The sequence below is a fragment of the Paenibacillus sp. 10L310 genome, from assembly GCF_056395745.1.
The window spans coordinates 113295-133510 of the sequence record NZ_JBFTKC010000012.1; the positions used below are offsets into that span (position 1 = coordinate 113295).

Sequence of the window (20216 nt, forward strand, 5' to 3'; positions counted from 1 at the left end):
ATGACGGTTCCTTTTTATTCAAAAATTCAAACGTTGTAATTATGTAGCGAAGGGGAGTGTTTCACGTTGAAAAAACGCATGTCCACGCTGTTCAGCCTGATCAGACGGGATAAATATTTGCTACTGATGTTTTCGCCTATCTTTCTGTATTACCTCATCTTCATGTACCTTCCGATGCCTGGCGTGCTGTTGGCATTTCGTAATTTCTTGCCGGGTCAGGGCATGCTCAGCGGGGAGTGGGTGGGACTGCGCTGGTTCGAACAGTTCGTGAATTCCATCTACTTCTGGCGACTGCTGCGTAACACATTTTTGCTCGCCTTCCTGCCGCTCCTGTTTGGTTTCTCCATTCCGATTTTATTCGCTGTCTGCATCGTGGAGATCAAGAACCGGACATTCAAGCGATTTGCCCAGACCGTTACGTACCTTCCTCACTTCATCTCCACTGTTGTTGTAGCTGGCATGATTATTAACTTCCTGTCACCAACAGACGGTATTGTGAACACCCTCATCGCGAGTCTTGGCATGGAAAAAGTGAACTTCATGATGGATGCGAGCTGGTTCCGTACCATCTTCACGAGTTCCGACATCTGGCAAAGTTTTGGCTTCAGCTCCATCATCTACATTGCAGCCATTATGGGGATCGACCCCGAGATGTATGATTCCGGCAAAATTGATGGCGTCAACAAATTCCAGGAGCTTTGGCACCTGACCCTACCCAGTATCAAACCAACCATCGTCATTCTTCTGCTTCTGTCGCTTGGCGGCATTATGAGTGTAGGTTTCGAGAAAGTATATCTGCTCTACAACGGAGCCACCTACGAAACGGCTGATGTCTTGTCCACCTATGTATACCGGATGGGGATTGAGGGCCAGAATTACGGCTTCGCCACAGCGGTCGGCCTGTTCAACTCCATCATCACCTTTATCCTTGTTTTTGCTGCCAATTCCATGACCCGCCGCCTGACCAAGATGTCACTCTGGTAAGACTATAACCCGGACCAAAGGAGACCTGTATGCAAAAATCGAGAAGTGACCGTTTGTTCTACGGATGTGTCTACCTGCTGACCATACTGGCGGTTGTTGTCACGTTGTATCCCTTTCTGTACGTCATTAGTATTTCATTCAGCTCGGTGGATGCCATCGACAAACAAAAAGTTGTATTGTGGCCCGTTGGGTTTACCCTGTCAGGTTACCAAATGGTACTGCAATACAAGGAGTTGTGGGTTTCGTTCTACAACACCCTCTGGTACACCGTGGTAGGCACACTGTTGAACATCGTGGCAACATGTCTTGCGGCGTTTCCATTATCCAGACAGCAGTTTTTCTTACGTCGCAAGCTGAATTTCTTCATCGCCTTCACCATGTATTTCTCGGGTGGACTCATTCCGGTCTACATGCTGATTACCTCGCTTGGGCTGTACAACACTCGCTGGGTTATGGTGTTACCTGTGCTGGTGATTACGTTTAACGTCATGATCTGCCGCTCAGCTTTCGAAGGCATTCCGAATGAAATTTTCGAAAGTGCCAGTATAGACGGGGCCAACGAGATGACGATGCTGTATCGTCTGGCGGTTCCAATCATTAAGCCAACACTGGCTGTGCTCACGCTGTACTATGCGGTATTCCACTGGAACAACTTTTTCACGGCCCTATTATATCTGGGCAAACAGGATATGCAGCCCTTACAGATGTTCCTGCGAAGAGTGCTGATCATGGCTTCGCCGGAAGTGATGCAGAAGATGGGCGGTACGATGACATCTGGTGCGCTGGCGGTCTCCTCCCTTCAGGTTCGTTATGTATCCATTGTGGTCAGCATTCTGCCTATTGTTACGATCTACCCGTTTATCCAACGGTACTTCGTTAAGGGAATTACCCTCGGAGCCGTGAAAGGATAGCTTTACTTACTTAAGTGTCATGTCATTCAAGGGAGTTCAAAATGGTTCATACCAAGGAGGAATGATGGATGAGATTTAAAGGGGCAGGAAGAAAAAGTGTAATCGCAGCGATACTGGCAATCAGCCTGGCGGGATGTAGCGGCGGAACAGGGGCGGGAACCGATGCGGGGAGCACCCCGTCCAGTTCGGAGCCAGCCTTCAATTATACCGGAGCAGGGCCGGTGACGGATCAACCGGATGCCAAGTTGTCTATTCTCGGCACCAACGCTTGGACGACCAATGTGGACTTGTCCACCGCAGCCATCGTGAAGAAAATTGAGAGCAACGCTGGTGTGACGGTGGATTGGGATCTGATTCCGCCGCAGAACTATGCGGATGCCGTCAATCCGAGGCTGGCTGCTGGTACCGGCTTGCCCGATATCGTGTACCTGCCGGATCAGGATCAACTGATGAAGTACATTAACAGCGGTCTATTCATTCCGATTAATGAACTGGTAGAGAAGTACGGCGTGAATCTCAAAAAAATATATGAAAAGTCACCTTCGGTTAAAGCCAGTTTAACAACGCCAGATGGTAAAATGTATTATATCCCGCAGCAGACGTTAACCCGCAACTACATGCCGGTATTTATGGTTAATGTGCGCTGGCTTGATAAGCTGGGATTAAGCGAGCCAACCACGCTGGATGAATTCACGGCGATGCTGCGCAAATTCAAGACAGATGACCCGAACGGCAACGGAAAAGCCGATGAGATTCCGCTATCCATGGAAGCAAAATTTGTGTCAATGGCCTTTGGCCCGGCATTTGGTCTCGACCTGTCCAACCAGTTCTATGCAGATGATCAGGGCAAAGTACATTTCAGCTATTATGAGCCTACCTATAAGGAGTACTTGACCTATCTGAACGGACTGTACAAGGAAGGTCTGCTTGGGGTGGATTATGCGAGTACCACGAGCGATCAGGTCACGTCGCGCATCTCTCAGGATGTGACGGGAGCAACGTTTAATTTTAGCTGGTATATGTCAATGGTCTACAGTCCGTTGTTCAAGGATTACAATCCGGAAGAGCCAATCATCAAAGGCATTTTACCACTGAAAGGACCGCATGGGGATCAGTTCTATGTAGGACGTACACCAGTGAGTGGCATCTTTGGCATTACACGTGATAGTAAAAATCCCGAACTTGCTTTCCGTTTCCTGGACTATGCCGTAAGTGAGGAAGCACAGACGTATTATACGTGGGGCATCAAGGATGACACGTATACGGAAGAGAATGGCGTGAAGACATTTACGGACAAAGGCAAGGACAATGAATACATCCAGAAGCTTGGCATTGGTCCGGTGAATCTGCCGAACATCCAATCCACCGATTCTGCTGATTCCGTCGTAGCCCCTTGGCATGCAAAGATGGATAAAGAACTGGAGCCGTATGTGCGCGAACCGTTCCCGTTTGTCTATGCCCTGCCGGATGAAGCGAGTGTGGAAAGCATGGCGATGCCTGACATCACGACATATGTGGAAGAGATGAACTTTAAGTTTATTAGCGGGGACGCCAGTCTGGACCAGTTTGACAGTTATATTGAGACGTTGAAAAAGATGAATATAGAGCAGGTTATTGCGGGCAGACAGGCACAATATGATCGTTATAAATCTGCACAGAAATAAGAAATAGGGCTTCAGGCGTATGAGAGGTGTTGATTGATTTTGATAACCATTAAAGACATTGCCAAACTTGCGGGGGTGAGCTATAGCACGGTATCAAAGGCGCTGAATGATGATCCCCGAATCAAACCGGCAACAAAGCAGAAGGTGCTTGCAGTCGCAGAGAAACATCAATATCGGAAAAACATGCTGGCCCGGCAGCTCTCCACAGGCAGAAGCAACATCATCGGTTTTGTGCTGGATGAGCTGAGCAATCCGTTATTCTCGAACATCTCCGGCCGTCTGCACAACGAGCTGAAGAAGCGGGGATATCAGATGATCCTGGTTGTGGCGGATGATGGCGTGGATGTCTTCAGCCAGCTGCGCGTGGACGGATGTATTCTGTGGGACTATGCACTGGACAATCGGGAGATGTTCTGGAAAAAGTTCGCAACACTCAACATGCCATGTTTTGTGCTGGGTACTGATGAAGCGCCGAACTCTCCTTACATCAAGATTGATCGCAAAGAAGGGCTGTTCAAAGCAGTGGAGCATCTGAAATCGCTGGGCCACAGCCGAATCGGATTCATCGGCAACTCCCAGCACGTCAAGCTGGAGGGTTACAGGGAAGCGTTGCAGCGTACGGGTCTGGGTTTTAACGAAGACCATGTGTTGCCAGCGCATTCCTCTTGGGAAGACGGGTATTTTGCCATACGTAATCATGCGTTTGGGGCGGATTCGCCGACAGCATTTATTGGACTGAACAACTTGGTCACCCGAGGGGCACTCCGGGCTTTACTTGAGGCAGGTTACAGTGTTCCACGCGATATCTCGTTAATCGGGTATGATGATCTGCCGGATATGCAATATGCGGAAGTGGCCTTGACTACAATTGGCCCGCCTCTGGATGAACTGGCCGTGCAGGCAGCAGAGCTGATTGTATCGTTAATCCGTGATGAACAGGTCGATGTTCCGGTAGTCATTCAGCCTAAGCTGAACCTTCGCAATTCAACGGCAATGTGTCGGCAATAAGAACAGCAACCTTTGAAGAGTGAAGCGGTTATCCGTTAGTCATACATGTATGTATTAGGTGAGTACAACATTCAAGGAGGAATTGCTTATGCAGGTACAGACACAGTTATCCTGGTCTGAGCGAATTGCAGCAACGATCATCCAGCAATGTGACGGGGACGGTTATCATGCGTTCCCTTCGGGACGATGGGCATACGTGGAAGGCATGACCTTGATGGCGATGGCACGAACCGGGCAGTATTATGGCAAGCAAGAGTATGTTGATTTTATGAAAAAACATATGGACCTGTATATCCAGCCGGACGGCTCTATTGGCACCTATACTTTGGAAGAATATAATCTGGATCAGATTAATCAGGGGAAAAATCTGTTTGCATTACTGGATGGTGCTGAAGATCAGCGTTACGCAGAAGCGGCTCATCTCCTGGTAGCACAACTTGCAGGGCAGCCCCGCACGTCGGAGGGCGGTTTCTGGCACAAAAAAATCTATCCATTCCAGATGTGGCTGGACGGCCTGTATATGTCCTCTCCCTTTTTGTCCGAGTATGCAAAGACATTTCATCGTCCCGAGTTATGGGATGAAGTTGCACATCAGATTCTGCTGATCGAACGCCAGACCCGTGATCCGCGGACCGGGCTGCTCTATCATGGCTGGGATGAATCGAAGGAGCAGGTCTGGGCAGATTCATCGACAGGGTGCTCACCACACTTCTGGAGCCGGGCGATGGGCTGGTATGCCATGGCGATTGTAGACAGCGTGGAGCATTTCCCCGTGAATCATCCAAAGCGCGGAACCATCATCGGCATCTTCGAACGGATGTGTCATGCTCTGGTACGCGTGCAGGAGCAGGAGAGCGGGTTATGGTTCCAGGTGCTGGATCAGGGCTTTCGCAAAGGCAACTATCTGGAAGCATCCGGGTCAAGCATGTTTGTATATGCACTTGCGAAGGGTGTGCGACTAAGGTATCTGGAGCCGCATTTCAGAGCTGCGGCGGAGAAGGGATGGCAGGGACTGTCCTCCAGATTGGTGGAGGAGACGGCTGACGGCGTTCGGTTAAACGGGATCTGTCATGGCGCAGGACTAAGCCTGGATCGGGATGGCTCGTACAACTACTATGTAACCGAAGCGGTTGTAAGCGATTCCTTTATGGGTGTGGCTCCGCTTCTGCTGGCAGCACTGGAAATGGAGCGACTGCCATGACGCAGCAGAGATTACCAAATACAGCATTGGAATCATCAGCTCCCTGTCTGACTGTTGCTTCAGATGGGACAGGGGATTATGTGACGATTCAGGCCGCAGTTGATGCGCTGCCGGAGAATGGCATCGGAATCGTTCCAATTCGAGTGAAGGCTGGTGTCTATCATGAGAAGCTGCATATGGAGAAGCCGGGCATCCACCTGATTGGTGAGGGGGCGGAGCAGACGATCATTACGTATGATGATCATGCACTCAAGAAGTTTCCGGACGGGTCGCCATATCATACGTTTCATTCCTATACGGCTTTCATTGGTGCCGATGATTTCACGGCAGAGGGGATTTCCTTCGTAAATGATGCCGGGCCAGGCAAGCAGGTTGGTCAGGCCCTGGCCGTTTATGTGGATGGAGACCGGGCGGCCTTTCGCCGCTGTCGTTTGATCGGTCACCAGGATACGATCTTCACCGGCCCGCTGCCGGAGCAGCCCATGGATCGCAGTTATTTTGGCGGGCCACGCGATGGTGCCGAGCGGCGTAAACTGCGGCAGTATTTCGAGGACTGTTACATCGAAGGTGATATCGATTTTATTTTTGGTTCGGCTACGGTAGTGTTTAAGGGCTGCGAGATCTTTACGAAGAATCGCCTGACTGAAGCGGAGGCTACAGATGGACAAGTGAACGGTTGGATTACCGCAGCCTCTACGCCGGAGGATGTGCGTTACGGCTATGTGTTTCTGGACTGTGATCTGACCAGCAATGCTCCGCCGCAGTCGGTGTATCTGGGCAGACCGTGGCGTCATCATGCCAAAGTCTGTTTTCTGAACTGCTGGATCGGCGCTCATGTGAAGCGGAAGGGATGGCACAACTGGAACAAGACAGATGCAGAGCAGACCGTTCAGTATGCTGAATATAACAGCGCCGGACCTGGTGCCGGATGTGTTGCTGATCGTGTGCCTTGGGCCAAAATACTGACCGAACAGGAAGCGGCCGAGTACACTATACCTCTGATTCTGTCCGGCGTGGATGAGTGGCAACCTTTGGAAGGGAGAGGGGAGCAGCGGCAGTAAGATACGCCCTCTTCTCTGCGCAATATCTAACACAGGTTTTCTTTCAAGTCTCCTAAGGAGTTGAAAGAAAACCTTTTTTGTGCGCTATATTACATTTTTCGCCCCCAATAGAACTATTTTATCCCTTATCTCTTTTGCATTTTACTGATTAAATACAGGGTGAGGATCTGTAAATTCCCTGTAAAATTTGGATGGTGCCTGCAAAAAAAGAACACGAGAGGGAAGGTCCATTTTGGTAAGGGAAGGGAGTGAAGTGACACGCAACATCAGATGGCTGAATGGGGCTGGCTCTAATCGATCACAGATCAGATTCAGATGGACAATTGAAGTTTTGTTTGCAAGGTGAACGTATCCTTAGTACAGGAGGGATTTTGCTTGAATCAAGCTGTTCGATTCCGCCCGGTCATTACATTTGCTTTGGCATTTCTTCTTCTTATTTCGTGGTTTGCACCGAGAGCCGATGCCGCCGCCCAGTGGCAGGCAGGCACCGCATACAAGAAAGGAGACCTCGTAACATATCAAAATAAAGATTATGAGTGTATCCAGGCACACACAGCTTTGACCGGATGGGAGCCCTCTGTTGTGCCCGCGTTGTGGAAATACGTGGGGGAAGGTTCGGGAGGGGAAACGCCGACGCCAGATACGGCACCACCTTCTGTTCCTGCGGGTCTGACTTCATCCTCCGTCACGAACACCTCTGCGAGTCTTTCCTGGAATGCATCCACGGATAATGTGGGCGTAGCGGGGTATGAGGTGTACCGGAACGGCGTTCTTGTGACAAGTACTTCAACTACAACAGCTGTAGTCACCGGACTGACAGCCAGCACGACTTATGCTTTTACGGTAAAAGCCAAAGATGCCGTAGGCAATATATCCGCTGCGAGTACCTCCCTCAGTGTGACAACTTCCAATGGAACATCCAATCCGGGGCCAACCGGCGGCAAATGGCTGATTGGCTACTGGCATAACTTCGACAATGGTTCAACCAATATCAGACTTCGTAACGTATCAACAGCCTATGACGTTATTAATGTCTCCTTTGCCGAACCGATTTCACATGGCAGCGGAACGCTTGCTTTTACTCCATACAATGCGACGGTAGGCGAATTCAAATCCGATATTGCCTATCTGCAAAGCCAGGGGAAAAAAGTACTTCTTTCCATGGGGGGAGCCAACGGTACCATTGAGCTCACCGATGCGACCAAGAGACAGCAGTTCGAAGATTCGTTAAAATCAATCATTTCCACGTATGGTTTCAATGGTCTAGATATCGATCTGGAAGGAAGTTCCTTGTCTCTGAATGCAGGGGATACCGATTTCCGTAGTCCAACTACACCGAAAATTGTTAACCTCATCCAAGGTGTGAAAGCGGTTAAGTCACACTTCGGCGCCAATTTCATCCTGACGGCTGCGCCGGAGACGGCCTATGTACAGGGTGGATATCTGAGCTACGGCGGCCCTTGGGGAGCTTACCTGCCAGTCATCCATGCCTTGCGTAATGACCTGACCCTGCTTCATGTGCAGCACTATAACACGGGCTCCATGGTGGGGCTGGATGGGCGCTCTTACGCTCAAGGAACAGCTGATTTCCATGTGGCCATGGTGGAGATGCTGCTTCAAGGCTTTCATGTAGGCGGCAGCATAGGCCCTTTCTTTAGTCCCTTACGACCGGATCAGATTGCCATCGGTGTACCGGCTTCCCAGCAGGCTGCTGGAGGTGGTTATACAACGCCAGCCGAGCTGCAAAAGGCACTGAATTACCTAATCAAAGGTGTGTCATACGGCGGTTCCTATACCTTGCTCCAGCCTGCGGGCTATGCGGGGATAAAAGGGATTATGACCTGGTCAATCAACTGGGATGCATATACGAATAACCAGTTTTCGAGCGCACATCGTCCGTTCCTGAACGGGCTGAGTACGCAAACGACAAAGGAGGTTGTGTATTAGATGATACATTTAAATAAACACACTGCTGTCAAGAAAACCGCGAAGTTTCTCCTGGGTCTATCCCTGCTCTTATCCGTCATTATTCCTTCTTTTGTGCTCCAACCCGCTACGGCAGCAGCTGCAGATTCTTATAAAATTGTTGGTTATTACCCGTCATGGGCTGCGTATGGGAGAAACTATAATGTAACGGATATCGACCCAACCAAAGTCACGCATATCAACTATGCGTTTGCCGATATTTGCTGGAACGGTATTCATGGAAATCCGGACCCTTCAGGCCCTAACCCGGTGACCTGGACGTGTCAGAATGAGAAGAGCCAGACGATCAATGTACCCAATGGAACGATCGTGCTTGGCGATCCATGGATTGATACCGGCAAGACATTTGCAGGGGATACGTGGGATCAGCCCATTGCAGGCAATATCAATCAGCTTAACAAGCTGAAACAGATCAATCCTAATCTGAAGACAATCATCTCCGTGGGAGGATGGACATGGTCCAACCGCTTCTCCGATGTAGCTACGACTGCTGCAACGCGAGAGGTATTTGCAAACTCTGCCGTCGACTTCCTGCGGAAATATAATTTTGACGGGGTAGATCTGGACTGGGAGTACCCGGTATCAGGCGGACTTGATGGTAACAGCAAACGTCCTGAGGATAAGCAAAATTACACACTGCTTCTGAGCAAAATCCGTGAGAAGTTGGATGCTGCCGGAGCTGTGGACGGCAAGAAGTATCTGCTTACGATTGCAAGCGGTGCATCGACGACCTATGCTGCGAATACTGAGCTTGCCAATATAGCTGCCATCGTCGACTGGATTAGTATTATGACATACGATTTTAACGGGGCCTGGCAAAAAGTCAGCGCGCATAACGCGCCGTTGAACTATGACCCTGCGGCTTCAGCTGCTGGGGTGCCGGATGCCAATACATTTAATGTGGCTGCCGGAGCACAAGGGCATTTGAATGCTGGCGTACCGGCAGCTAAACTTGTGCTTGGTGTTCCGTTCTATGGACGTGGCTGGGATGGATGCGCACAGGCAAGCAATGGCCAGTATCAGACCTGCGCGGTAGGTTCTTCCGTTGGAACATGGGAAGCAGGCTCCTTTGATTTTTATGATCTGGAGACCAACTACATTAACAAAAACGGGTACACGCGTTACTGGAATGACATTGCCAAGGTGCCATATCTCTATAATGCGACCAACAAGCGTTTTATTAGCTATGATGATGCGGAGTCTATTGGATATAAAACCGCTTATATCAAAAGCAAAGGACTCGGCGGAGCGATGTTCTGGGAACTTAGCGGTGACCGGAATAAAACACTTCAAAATAAATTGAAAGCCGATCTGCCTACCGGAGGTACAATGCCTCCAGCAGATACGACGGCGCCAAGCGTACCCGGTAATGCCCGTTCGACAGGCGTGACGGCAAACTCGGTTACACTGGCTTGGAATGCTTCAACGGATAATGTAGGGGTTACCGGTTATAACGTCTATCATGGCAGTAATCTTGCAACATCCGTCACAGGAACAACAGCAACGATCAGTGGACTTACCGCAGGTACTTCTTATACTTTCACGATCAAAGCAAAAGATGCGGCAGGCAATCTGTCTGCAGCCAGTAATATTGTAAACGTGAGCACTACGACTCAACCGGGAGGTGATACGCAAGCGCCAACTGCACCGACGAACCTGGCATCAACGGCGCAAACAACATCCAGCATAACGCTGAGCTGGGCGGCATCCACGGATAACGTGGGTGTAACGGGTTATGACGTGTACAATGGAGCGGCTCTGGCGACATCCGTGACCGGAACGACAGCAACCATCAGCGGGCTTGCAACGGATACCTCGTATACATTTACGGTAAAAGCAAAGGATGCGGCGGGTAATGGTTCTGCTGAAAGCAATGCGGTGACTGTGAAAACGGCAGCAGGAACGACAAATCCGGGCGTTTCCGCCTGGCAGGCGAATACAGCCTATACTGTAGGACAGCTGGTCACCTATAGCAACAAGACGTATAAATGTTTGCAGTCCCACACATCCTTGTCTGGGTGGGAACCATCCAATGTCCCTGCATTGTGGCAGGTTCAATAGTTAAAAAATGGATTACAACATTTTGAATTGAAACGTGCAGTGTTAGCGAGGCTTGGTTATAGGGAAGAGAACATAACGAAAAAACACCGGATACTGGTCCGGTGTTTTTTCGTTATGTTATGTCAAACCAATCAGGCTCCAAAAAGGTTATTCATTAGAAATCGAAGTTGTCCGGATCAGGTCCAACGCGTACATCTTCGTTCAGAGCACTGATCTGATCTATCTCTTCATTTGAAAGTTCAAAGTCGAAGATGGAGGAATTCTCGATAATTCGGTTTTCCTTGGTGGACTTCGGAATGGTAATGACTCCATTTTGCAGATCCCAACGCAGGATGACTTGTGCAACCGATTTGCCTTTGGCTGAAGCAATCGCCGTGAGCACTGGGTTGTCCAACAGCTGACCTTGCATCAGAGGCGACCAAGCTTCAAACTGGATACCATTCTTTTCACAGAAAGCCTTAAGCTCAACCTGAGTCAGGCGAGGGTGGTATTCCACCTGATTGACCATCGGTTTCACTTTGGTATCCTGCATCAGGTCTTCGAGATGATGAATCTGGAAGTTGCTTACGCCAATAGCCTTAATGCGGCCGGCTGCGTACAGTTCCTCGATTGCTTTCCAGGCTGCTTTGTATTTGCCTGCCTTAGGCCAGTGAATCAGATACAGGTCAAGGTATTCCAGTCCCAGTTTGTTCAATGTGGTATCAAAAGCGGCAAGTGTCTCTTCATATCCAAGGTCTGCATTCCATACTTTAGATGTAACAAACAGTTCTTCGCGTTTCAGGTTGTTTTCTTGCAAAGCTTCTGCAATCGCTTGTCCAACACCGGCTTCATTGCCGTATATTGCAGCAGTATCAATGCTGCGGTATCCATGTTTAATCGCATTTTTCACGGCTTCAATCAGTTCAGATCCTTCTTCTACCTTAAATACCCCAAGTCCGAACCAAGGCATAGAAACACCGTTATGCAGAGTTACTGTGGATTGTAAATGTTGTGCGGTTTGAGCTGTTGTCATGAGATTTCCTCCTTAAAGTGTGTAAAAATCAGTCATATTAAGCTGAATTTTTGTTGTTTTATCATACAAAATTAAATCATAGTAGATCAAATTGGGTTCAACGTATTATAATAAAATACCATATGAAACCGGTTCCCCTCGAAGGCTGGAACTGATATATATAAGAGTGAGACCTATGGTCGGAATGGAAATTAGAACGAAACTTTCTCCATTTCGACTGATGCATGTTGATCCTTACTTTCCAGCGTTTTAGCCCATGCGGTCAGGATTACAGCTACGAGAACCATCAAGGCCCCGACCCATGTCGTGTGAATTAAACCGATGGAATCATTGATCACTCCACCCAAATAGGCACCTATAGCGATCCCTGCATTAAATGCGGCGATGTTAAAGGCTGAGGCTACATCCTTGGCCTGTGGTGCATATCGTTCAGCCAAGGTTACAACGTACATCTGAAGACCAGGCACATTCATGAAGGCGAGCAGGCCCATACCCATAATGGTGAGTATTGCTGCCAACTTAAACGGGACGGTGAAGTACATTACGCCGAGAATGATGGTCTGAATGATGAACATATAGAAGAGCGCCTTGAGCGGGTTGCGATTGGCTGCTTTGCCGCCGATGATGTTGCCAACAGCGATGGCGATTCCGTACAACAATACGATGAACGCTACTGTTTTCTCGGAATATCCGCTAATATCATGCAACAACGGGGACAGATACGTAAAGACAACAAATGTTCCTCCGTACCCAACAGCAGTGATGGCAAAAGCAAGCAGCAAGCGTCCACCTGTAACGAGCTTCAGCTGATCCCGAAATGCCGTCCGTGTTCCTCGCTTCAACGTGGATGGCACGAGTATCAGGTTACCGATCATTGCAACGATGCCAACCACAACAATCAGGATAAAGGCAGCGCGCCAGCCCCAATGTTGGCCGATGAGTGTACCGAGAGGTACACCGGTTACTGTGGCAATGGTAAGACCGGAGAACATGATGGCAATAGCACTCGCCCTACGGTTGGCAGGCACCAGATCGGCTGCAATCGTGGAGCCAATGGACATGAACACCCCGTGTGCCAGAGCGGATACTACTCGTGCAATGAGTAACATGGTGATGCCCGTCGATAGTGCAGCCATCGTGTTACCCGCAATGAAGACAATCATGATGGCAAGCAATAGCGTTTTGCGTGATATGGTAGACGTCAGTGAGGTCAGAACAGGAGCCCCAAAGGTAACGCCTAATGCATATAAAGTAACGGTCAGTCCCGCTGTAGTTACGGAAATGCCCAGGTCATCTGCAATGAGGGGCAGTAGCCCAACGCTGATAAACTCTGTGGTACCGATCGCGAATGCACTAATGGCCAGCGCAAGCAATGCCCATGTGCTGCGTTTTGAATCTTGTAACATTTCTTGCTCAACTCCCCAGAATGTAGATTTACGTACCGGCAAATGCTATTATGAGTTATTCGGTATAGATTGAATAGTACGTACTTTTTAGTACCCTACGTACTTTTTGGTGCCTATACAGCATGCGACGGATGTAATTCAATTCATCAGGGAGGAAGCAAGTTATGGTTAGAAAAAAATATAACATCTCGGTTGAAGCTACCTTAGAGGTGATCGGTGGCAAGTGGAAATGCGTCATTCTCTGTCATCTGACACATGGGAAAAGACGAACCAGTGATCTCAAGCGTATTATGCCCGCAATTACACAAAAAATGTTAACACAGCAACTGAGAGAGCTTGAAAACGACGGAATCGTAAACCGCATCGTATATAATCAGGTCCCTCCCAAAGTAGAATACGAATTGAGTGATTACGGGAGAAGTCTTGAACCGATTCTCAATGCGCTCTGCAATTGGGGAGATCAACATATTGTGAAGGAATACGGAGACAAATCAGCAGTTCTGGAAGATAATGGACTCAATGATTTTAACTCTGACAATAGGGAGCTGGTGCAACCGTGAACTATGAGATTTTATATGATGGTGCTTTTGCGATGCTCAAAGTACATTTGCAACGGGGAGAGCGGTTCAAGGCCGAGAGTGGTGCGATGGTATCTATGACTCCTACGGTTGAACTAAAGGGTTCAGCAGAAGGTGGGATGTTTGCCGGGTTCGGTCGGATGCTGAGCGGGGAGAAGTTTTTCTTTCAGGAACTGACGGCTGCGGGCGGGTCGGCAGAGATTCTGCTCTCACCTTCAAGTATGGGCGATGTAGAAGCTGTTGAATTGGACGGTTCCTATTCACTCTATGTGCAGAAAGACGGGTTTCTGGCAGGAACCGAGGGCATTCAGGTGAATACCAAAATGCAAAACCTGAAAAAAGGTCTCTTTTCGGGAGAAGGTTTCTTCATTATTGAGATCAGCGGACGTGGAACTGTATTTCTGTCTTCCTATGGTGCCATCCATGCGATTAATCTGGCAGCAGGTGAAGAAATGATCGTCGATAACGCCCATTTGGTGGCTTGGCCTCATTATGTAGATTACCGTATTGAGAAAGCTTCACAGGGCTGGTTATCCAGTGTTACAAGTGGAGAAGGACTGGTATGTAGGTTCCGGGGAGAAGGAACTATTCTTATACAGAGCCGCAATCCGCAAGGATTCGGACAATGGGTGAAGCAGTTTATCCCTGCGCGCTAATTATTTTTTTGAGAAAGAACACACAGAGTTGCAACGGATATGTTTCCATCATCGTTATATGAATAATGGATTTACTTCATTGACTGACGGGTATATATTCTGTTGCATAAGGTCGCACATCATGGAGGTATGAGATGACAAGCTCACGGTATAAAAACGCACAAGAAAGTCCGGGATATCTGTTATGGCAGGTTACAGCCATGTGGCAAAAGGAAGTACGCAGGGTGCTGGAGCCCCTCGAACTGACACAACCTCAATTTGTATTATTGCACGCCTGTTTATGGCTCAATGAACACGATGAGGAAGGCAAGGGAGTGACTCAGGTTCAAATTGCTCAGTTTGCCAAGGTGGATGTTAACGTGACTTCTCAGGTTCTACGTGCGCTTGAAAAAAGGGGATTAATTACCCGCGCTCGTCATCAGACAGATACGCGTGCCAATATTATCACAACAACGGAAGAAGGAACCCGATTGGCTGTGGAGGGAATCCATCTGGTCGAGGAATCGGACAAGGCATTTTTCGAAACTTTGGATGAACGTAAGGGAGAGTATTTGGAAATCATGCAGGAGTTTCTTCGCCAAAAAACAGAGAGTTGATCCGTAATATATCTTTTTTTAATGTATTAAACTACAGAATGTAGTGGAACTGGAAAATTTTCTGATTATTAATAATTATAGCACCTCTGTAAAATACAAATAGACCTCCTGACTTCAACTTGTCGGAAGGTCTATTTGGGTTGCTCAATCGATTCGATAGGACGCAAACGGCTCGCGGCGACGGAAAGAGTCACTAATCTGGTCCAGATCGGCCAACAGCTCATCGGGCAGTGACATGTCCAGACTAGCCAGATTATGTTCCAGCTGTTCGGTGCGTGTAGCGCCCACAATTACTGTGGATACAGCTGGACGTGTCAGTAGCCATGCGAGTGACAGCACACTCGGGGAGCATCCATATGAGGCAGCTTTAGCACTCACTTGTTCACTCAGTTGGATATTATGCTCCAGCAGGAAACGGTTGAAGGACGGATCGGTGTCTGCTCTGGAACCAGAAGGCACACGGGTCTGTCCGTTATATTTACCTGTCAGAATACCACCTGCCAGCGGGAAATACGGGATAATGCCTACACCCTGATCGAGACACATCGGCACCAGTTCCAACTCAGGCGTACGGTCTGCCAGGGAGTAGCTGGTTTGGGTGGAGATGAAGCGCACATAACCTTTCTGTTCACTGATGCCCAGAGCTTTCATCAGCTCCCAGGCTGCGTAGTTGGAGGCTCCGATGTAACGGACTTTGCCGGAAGTGACCATATCATCCAGTGTGCGCAGTGTCTCATCCAGTGGTGTATGCGGATCAAAAGTATGGATCTGGTACAGATCCACATAATCCGTTTGCAGGCGACGCAGGCTATGTTCCAGCTCTTGTTGCAGATGGTAGCGGGAGGAACCCCGCCCATGAGGACCATCATGCCGGGGTAATCCGGCTTTGGTAGCAAGCACCGCGTTTTCCCGTCGACCTGTGAGGGCCTGTCCAATGATGCGTTCCGATTCCGTGCCTGCGTAGATATTGGCGGTATCGATAAAGTTGATGCCCTGATCCATCGCTGCATGAATAATGCGGGTAGAAGCTGCTTCATCCGCGCGTTTGCCAAACGCATTGGTGCCGAGCCCCAGTGCCGACACACGCAAACCACTATGGCCCAAACGTCGATATTCCATCATTCATCGCTCCTTCTCTATTCATTTATGTATAGCAGATTATAACGTAATCTATTGAAAACGTGTTATTAATATAGTTAAATGAATCTAAGAACCCGTTATTAAAGGAGATATGATGGAAAACAGTGCTGCACATTTAACAAGACGGAAGCCGAAGAACCCGAAGAAGAAATGGAAGAAACCATTGATCATCACCCTAAGTGTGCTGCTTGTGTTGGGAGGACTCGGATTTATCTATCGAAAGCAACTCGTCGTGTTTGCCTTTAATTTATTCGCTTCAGCTACGGTGAGGGAAGCCTTGGATGACTCCTTTGTACCAGCTGGCGATAAGGATGCTCCTGTCGTGGAACATACGGACCCATTCTCGTTGTTACTGCTAGGGATTGACCAACGGGATAACGAACCAAGCCGTTCGGATACCATCATCTATTCCGTCGTGCGTCCAGAAGACAATAAAGTGCTACTGCTGTCCATTCCACGTGATTCCTATACCGAGATTGTCGGCCGGGATGTGAAGTCAAAGATTAACTCAGCGTATGCCCATGGTGAAGCCAAGATGGCAATGGATACGGTGGAGAATTTGCTGGGGAACAAAGTGAATTTCTATGCCGCGATTAATTTCAACGGGCTCAAGGATATTGTTGATGCGGTTGGTGGTGTGGAACTGCCGATCAAGAAAAATATCGAGAACAAGCTCAAAATTCATGAGAAGCTGTTTGTTGAAGCGAATAAACCAATCTATAGCGGCGAAGAAGCGCTTGGATATGTGCGTTACCGGGAAGATTCCGATTTCAATCGGACGATGCGTCACCGGATTTTCTTAAGTGCCTTCATGAATCGTGCGCTGGAGGTCAAAAATCTGACCAAGATCCCGGATGTAATCCAGATTGCCGGATCGAATTTTACAACCAATATGACCTCGGACTTTATCGTAAAATTTGCCGAGTCCTTATATATGAAAGATAGCATACCAACGATCAGCAATTACATGCTGAAGGGTGAGGGTGCAACGCGCAGTGGCACATGGTACTACGATCTGTCGGAGGACGATCTGCAATATGTGCGTGGCATGATCGCCAGTTGGCTGGACCCGGATGCGACCGAGATAATTGAGCCCGAGTCAGCGGACCAATCGGAGACGAGTGATGCGGCATAAGCATCCATTCTTGTGCAAATGCTCATATGAATATAAGTCGGGAGAAGCGGTTGCTTCCCGGCTTTTTTGCGTTTGAGATCCTACGGATGAAATATTGCACAGATATATCTAATGTTTAAACCTCTTTTTATGGCATACATATAGTAAAATATAGGGAAAAGATTAAACATCAACCAACGGAGGAAGCTCATGAAGGAGTTTAAGGATCGGCTTCAACAGGTTCAGGAGCAACAGAAACAGCTGGCGAAGGAGTATCACGCCTTGCTCCAGGAGTACCAGTCCGATGACCTGATCGTTAAGAATGAACAGTTACAGGAACAGTATGAAGCTCACAAGCTCAAGCTGCAACAGCTCGAACTTCGCTCACGCAAGATGGAAGAAGAGAATGCACGTCTTCGCATGGCGTTATCCGAACAGATGCTGGATGAGAAGCTGAATCTGATCCGGGTATCGCGGGAGAAGATGGAGACCTATTTTCAAGGGAAAACAGCAGTACATAATGATCGAATTGCATTCCATGAGCATCGAACCAAATCCAATCTAAACGCGCTGTACAACCAGGCAGCACAGGAGTTGCAAGAGGAATCCGATGAGGTGAAGGAGAGGATTGCTTACCTTGCGGCAGAGGTGAATGAGCGCATTGAATCGCACAGACGAGCCGTACGGGATAGAGAAGAGGCTCTGCGTGGGCACATGGAACGTGGATATGAGGATATGGCGGAGGAAGGGTTGAGCGAAGAGACTATTCAACGCCGGATCAAGCAGAATCGCATGGAGATGAAGATTGGACTCAGCTGGATCAACAAAGTAGCCATCTTGCTCCTCATTCTGGGGGTTGGAGCAGCGTTCCGTTACTCGTACTCCACTTGGTTTAATGACGAGATGAAGAGCGGAGCCTTTTTCCTGCTCGGTGCACTGATGCTCGCTGGAGGAGAGTGGCTGTTCCGCCGGAAAAGGCAGACGTTTGCGATGGGGTTGCTCGGCGGTGGGATATCCGTGTTGTTCGGCTCCGTCTTCTATAGTTACTTTTTACTGCATATTATCGGGTTATATACGGGACTTGCCCTGTCTGTATTGGTATCGGCAATCTCCGTATTGTTGTCCTTGAGATACCAGTCGAAGACCATCTGTTCACTAGGTTTGGTGGGTGGATATCTTCCGTTATTCTCCTACATGTTCTCGTTCGGGCTTGAGGGCCCTGCTGTCTATGTAGCCATGATCTATCTGCTTCTCTTAAACGGCATTATTGTGTTTATATCATTCGGCAAACGGTGGCCGGTGGTGCACTATATCAGTTTCCTGTTCAACACACCATCCATGCTCATCCTCTTATGGCTGTCGCCAAGTGAGAAGATTGGCATGTTGTATTCCATTGTGACGTTTGCATTATATCTGGGCATTACGCTGGCATATCCATTCAAACACCGAATGAAGTTAACCTGGTGGGATTTCGCTCTACTCGCCATGAATACGAGCATTAGTTGTCTGATATTATATGTGTTATTCGATGTGGCGGGTTGGAATGATGCTCAGGGCTTGCTGGCGTTAATCTTCTGCGTGGTGTATCTGGGCCTCGCACGATTCGTCCAGCGCCATATGGCTCAGGAGAAACAGACGATTCTGCTCTTTTATGTCACTTCCCTGACGTTCGCCATTCTGATTATTCCGTTCCAATTCGGGGCCAAGTGGTTATCGATGGGCTGGTTGATCGAGGGGGTTCTGTTGGTTACGCTTGGACATCTGAAACGGCTCAAGTCGGTGGAACGTGCCGGATGGGGCATTGTTCTTCTATGTCTAATCACTTTTGTGTACTATGATCTGCTGGCGCTATTCTTCATCGGGGAACGTTCTTACTTCATGTTAAAATACTCCAGTATCACGCTGGGAACCTTGCTTATTACACTGTATTATGCCTGGGCTGTTCACAGCAACTCATCTTCCAGAGAGAGATTCAATTACAGCACGCTGGAGCTGGGTTTCCTGAACGGATTCAAGTATGTGACACTTGCGAATCTGTGGTTATACGTGCTGTATGAGTCGAATGAATTGTATACCAGAGCTGTCGATGGGACGTTCCTGTTATACATGTTCTACAAGTTGCTCATGTTCGCAGCGCTCACCATTGCGTTAGCCTATGGACTGAACAAGGTCAAGTTGCTGCGCGACCGATTCGTGCAGGTGTACACCACCTTCCTGAATGCCGTTGGCTGCTGTATTGCACTGGCTGTAACCTTAACCATGCCAGCGCTTCAGCCGGAAGTTCAGCAGCATACAGCGGCAGAAGTTGTTGGTTTGCTGGTGCTGATTATCTTTAACGTAGGGGTATTCTTTGCAGGAAGGGATCTGCTAATTGCAGGCATCCGCGGGCAGTTCAAGAGCATTGAATGGTACCCGGTTATCGCAGGGGTGTATCTGCTGGGTGTCATCACCGTCTTCCTGACGATTCAGTTCCAATGGGGAGATGTGGGGCTGATGTTCAGCCTGATCTATCTGCTGCTCGCGATTCTCTATATTGCCTATGGATTCCGTAGAAAATATGTCATGATTCGGCGTCTCGGCCTTGGCCTAACGTTGTTCGCTACGGGGAAGATGGTGTTCTATGATGTGGGGATGCTCACCTCGGGCAGCAAAATCTTTGCCTATTTCAGCTTCGGCGTTCTATTGCTTGGGATCTCTTACCTGTATCAGAAGGTGTCCAGCCGGATGGAGGAAGTACAGTCCAGAGTGACAGCGAAGCCTGACGACGAGCCGACTGTGCCGGAGGAAGACCAAGATTAATTTGGGTTTTGAACGACTGTAGTGACCTTTGGGATCATA

16 protein-coding genes are annotated in these 20216 nt (G+C 48.7%); 13 read left to right on the forward strand and 3 right to left on the reverse strand.

What is annotated here, in order from left to right; genetic code table 11:
* Window positions 1-78 precede the first annotated feature (78 nt).
* From AC1DE7_RS22395 to AC1DE7_RS22430, 8 genes are all read left to right on the forward strand, one after another.
* Window positions 79-984: an ABC transporter permease gene (locus tag AC1DE7_RS22395; RefSeq protein ID WP_047841090.1), complete on the forward strand. Its 906-nt coding sequence runs from the start codon at window positions 79-81 to the stop codon at window positions 982-984.
* Window positions 985-1013: 29 nt separating this feature from the next.
* Window positions 1014-1895, forward strand: a complete 882-nt coding sequence (locus AC1DE7_RS22400; RefSeq protein WP_036612222.1) for a carbohydrate ABC transporter permease — start codon at window positions 1014-1016, stop codon at window positions 1893-1895.
* Window positions 1896-1963: 68 nt separating this feature from the next.
* Entirely contained in the window at window positions 1964-3559 is a 1596-nt protein-coding gene (locus AC1DE7_RS22405) for an extracellular solute-binding protein (protein WP_074092752.1), read from the forward strand.
* Window positions 3560-3598: 39 nt separating this feature from the next.
* Window positions 3599-4567, forward strand: coding sequence for a LacI family DNA-binding transcriptional regulator (locus tag AC1DE7_RS22410; RefSeq protein ID WP_477535206.1), 969 nt, complete (start codon window positions 3599-3601; stop codon window positions 4565-4567).
* Window positions 4568-4655: 88 nt separating this feature from the next.
* On the forward strand, window positions 4656-5768 hold the full coding sequence (locus AC1DE7_RS22415) for a glycoside hydrolase family 88/105 protein (RefSeq protein WP_282319890.1): 1113 nt from the start codon (window positions 4656-4658) through the stop codon (window positions 5766-5768).
* The gene (locus AC1DE7_RS22420; RefSeq protein ID WP_477535207.1) at window positions 5765-6829 is read left to right on the forward strand and encodes a pectinesterase family protein; all 1065 of its coding nucleotides are present in this window, start codon (window positions 5765-5767) and stop codon (window positions 6827-6829) included. Before AC1DE7_RS22415 ends, AC1DE7_RS22420 begins: the two co-directional genes overlap by 4 nt.
* Window positions 6830-7204: 375 nt before the next feature.
* Window positions 7205-8776 carry a chitinase gene (locus AC1DE7_RS22425; RefSeq protein WP_477535208.1) on the forward strand — a complete coding sequence of 524 codons (1572 nt, stop codon included), beginning with the start codon at window positions 7205-7207 and terminating at the stop codon, window positions 8774-8776.
* A complete protein-coding gene (locus AC1DE7_RS22430) occupies window positions 8777-10876 on the forward strand; it encodes a glycosyl hydrolase family 18 protein (RefSeq protein ID WP_477535209.1) in 2100 nt (699 codons plus the stop codon).
* A gap of 154 nt (window positions 10877-11030) precedes the next feature.
* On the opposite strand, the gene AC1DE7_RS22435 is transcribed toward AC1DE7_RS22430, so the two are convergent.
* The gene (locus AC1DE7_RS22435; RefSeq protein WP_477535210.1) at window positions 11031-11888 is read right to left on the reverse strand and encodes an aldo/keto reductase; all 858 of its coding nucleotides are present in this window, start codon (window positions 11886-11888) and stop codon (window positions 11031-11033) included.
* Window positions 11889-12079: 191 nt separating this feature from the next.
* The gene (locus AC1DE7_RS22440) at window positions 12080-13294 is read right to left on the reverse strand and encodes an MFS transporter (RefSeq protein ID WP_477535211.1); all 1215 of its coding nucleotides are present in this window, start codon (window positions 13292-13294) and stop codon (window positions 12080-12082) included.
* A gap of 164 nt (window positions 13295-13458) precedes the next feature.
* Here AC1DE7_RS22440 and AC1DE7_RS22445 point away from each other — a divergent pair, with 164 nt between their 5' ends.
* The 3 genes from AC1DE7_RS22445 (at window position 13459) to AC1DE7_RS22455 (ending at window position 15124) form a co-directional block, all read left to right on the forward strand.
* On the forward strand, window positions 13459-13854 hold the full coding sequence (locus tag AC1DE7_RS22445) for a winged helix-turn-helix transcriptional regulator (protein WP_017691613.1): 396 nt from the start codon (window positions 13459-13461) through the stop codon (window positions 13852-13854).
* Window positions 13851-14528, forward strand: coding sequence for a TIGR00266 family protein (locus AC1DE7_RS22450; protein WP_017691614.1), 678 nt, complete (start codon window positions 13851-13853; stop codon window positions 14526-14528). Before AC1DE7_RS22445 ends, AC1DE7_RS22450 begins: the two co-directional genes overlap by 4 nt.
* Window positions 14529-14662: 134 nt before the next feature.
* On the forward strand, window positions 14663-15124 hold the full coding sequence (locus tag AC1DE7_RS22455; protein ID WP_036612197.1) for a MarR family winged helix-turn-helix transcriptional regulator: 462 nt from the start codon (window positions 14663-14665) through the stop codon (window positions 15122-15124).
* Between the two features lie 144 nt (window positions 15125-15268).
* Here AC1DE7_RS22455 and AC1DE7_RS22460 read toward each other — a convergent pair whose 3' ends face one another.
* Window positions 15269-16243 carry an aldo/keto reductase gene (locus AC1DE7_RS22460; protein WP_405159435.1) on the reverse strand — a complete coding sequence of 325 codons (975 nt, stop codon included), beginning with the start codon at window positions 16241-16243 and terminating at the stop codon, window positions 15269-15271.
* 112 nt (window positions 16244-16355) lie between these two features.
* On the opposite strand from AC1DE7_RS22460, the gene AC1DE7_RS22465 reads away from it, so the two are divergent.
* Together AC1DE7_RS22465 and AC1DE7_RS22470 are read left to right on the forward strand one after the other, a co-directional pair.
* Window positions 16356-17399, forward strand: a complete 1044-nt coding sequence (locus tag AC1DE7_RS22465) for an LCP family protein (protein WP_315370848.1) — start codon at window positions 16356-16358, stop codon at window positions 17397-17399.
* Between the two features lie 189 nt (window positions 17400-17588).
* A complete protein-coding gene (locus tag AC1DE7_RS22470; protein WP_477535212.1) occupies window positions 17589-20177 on the forward strand; it encodes a DUF2339 domain-containing protein in 2589 nt (862 codons plus the stop codon).
* Window positions 20178-20216: the final 39 nt, after the last annotated feature.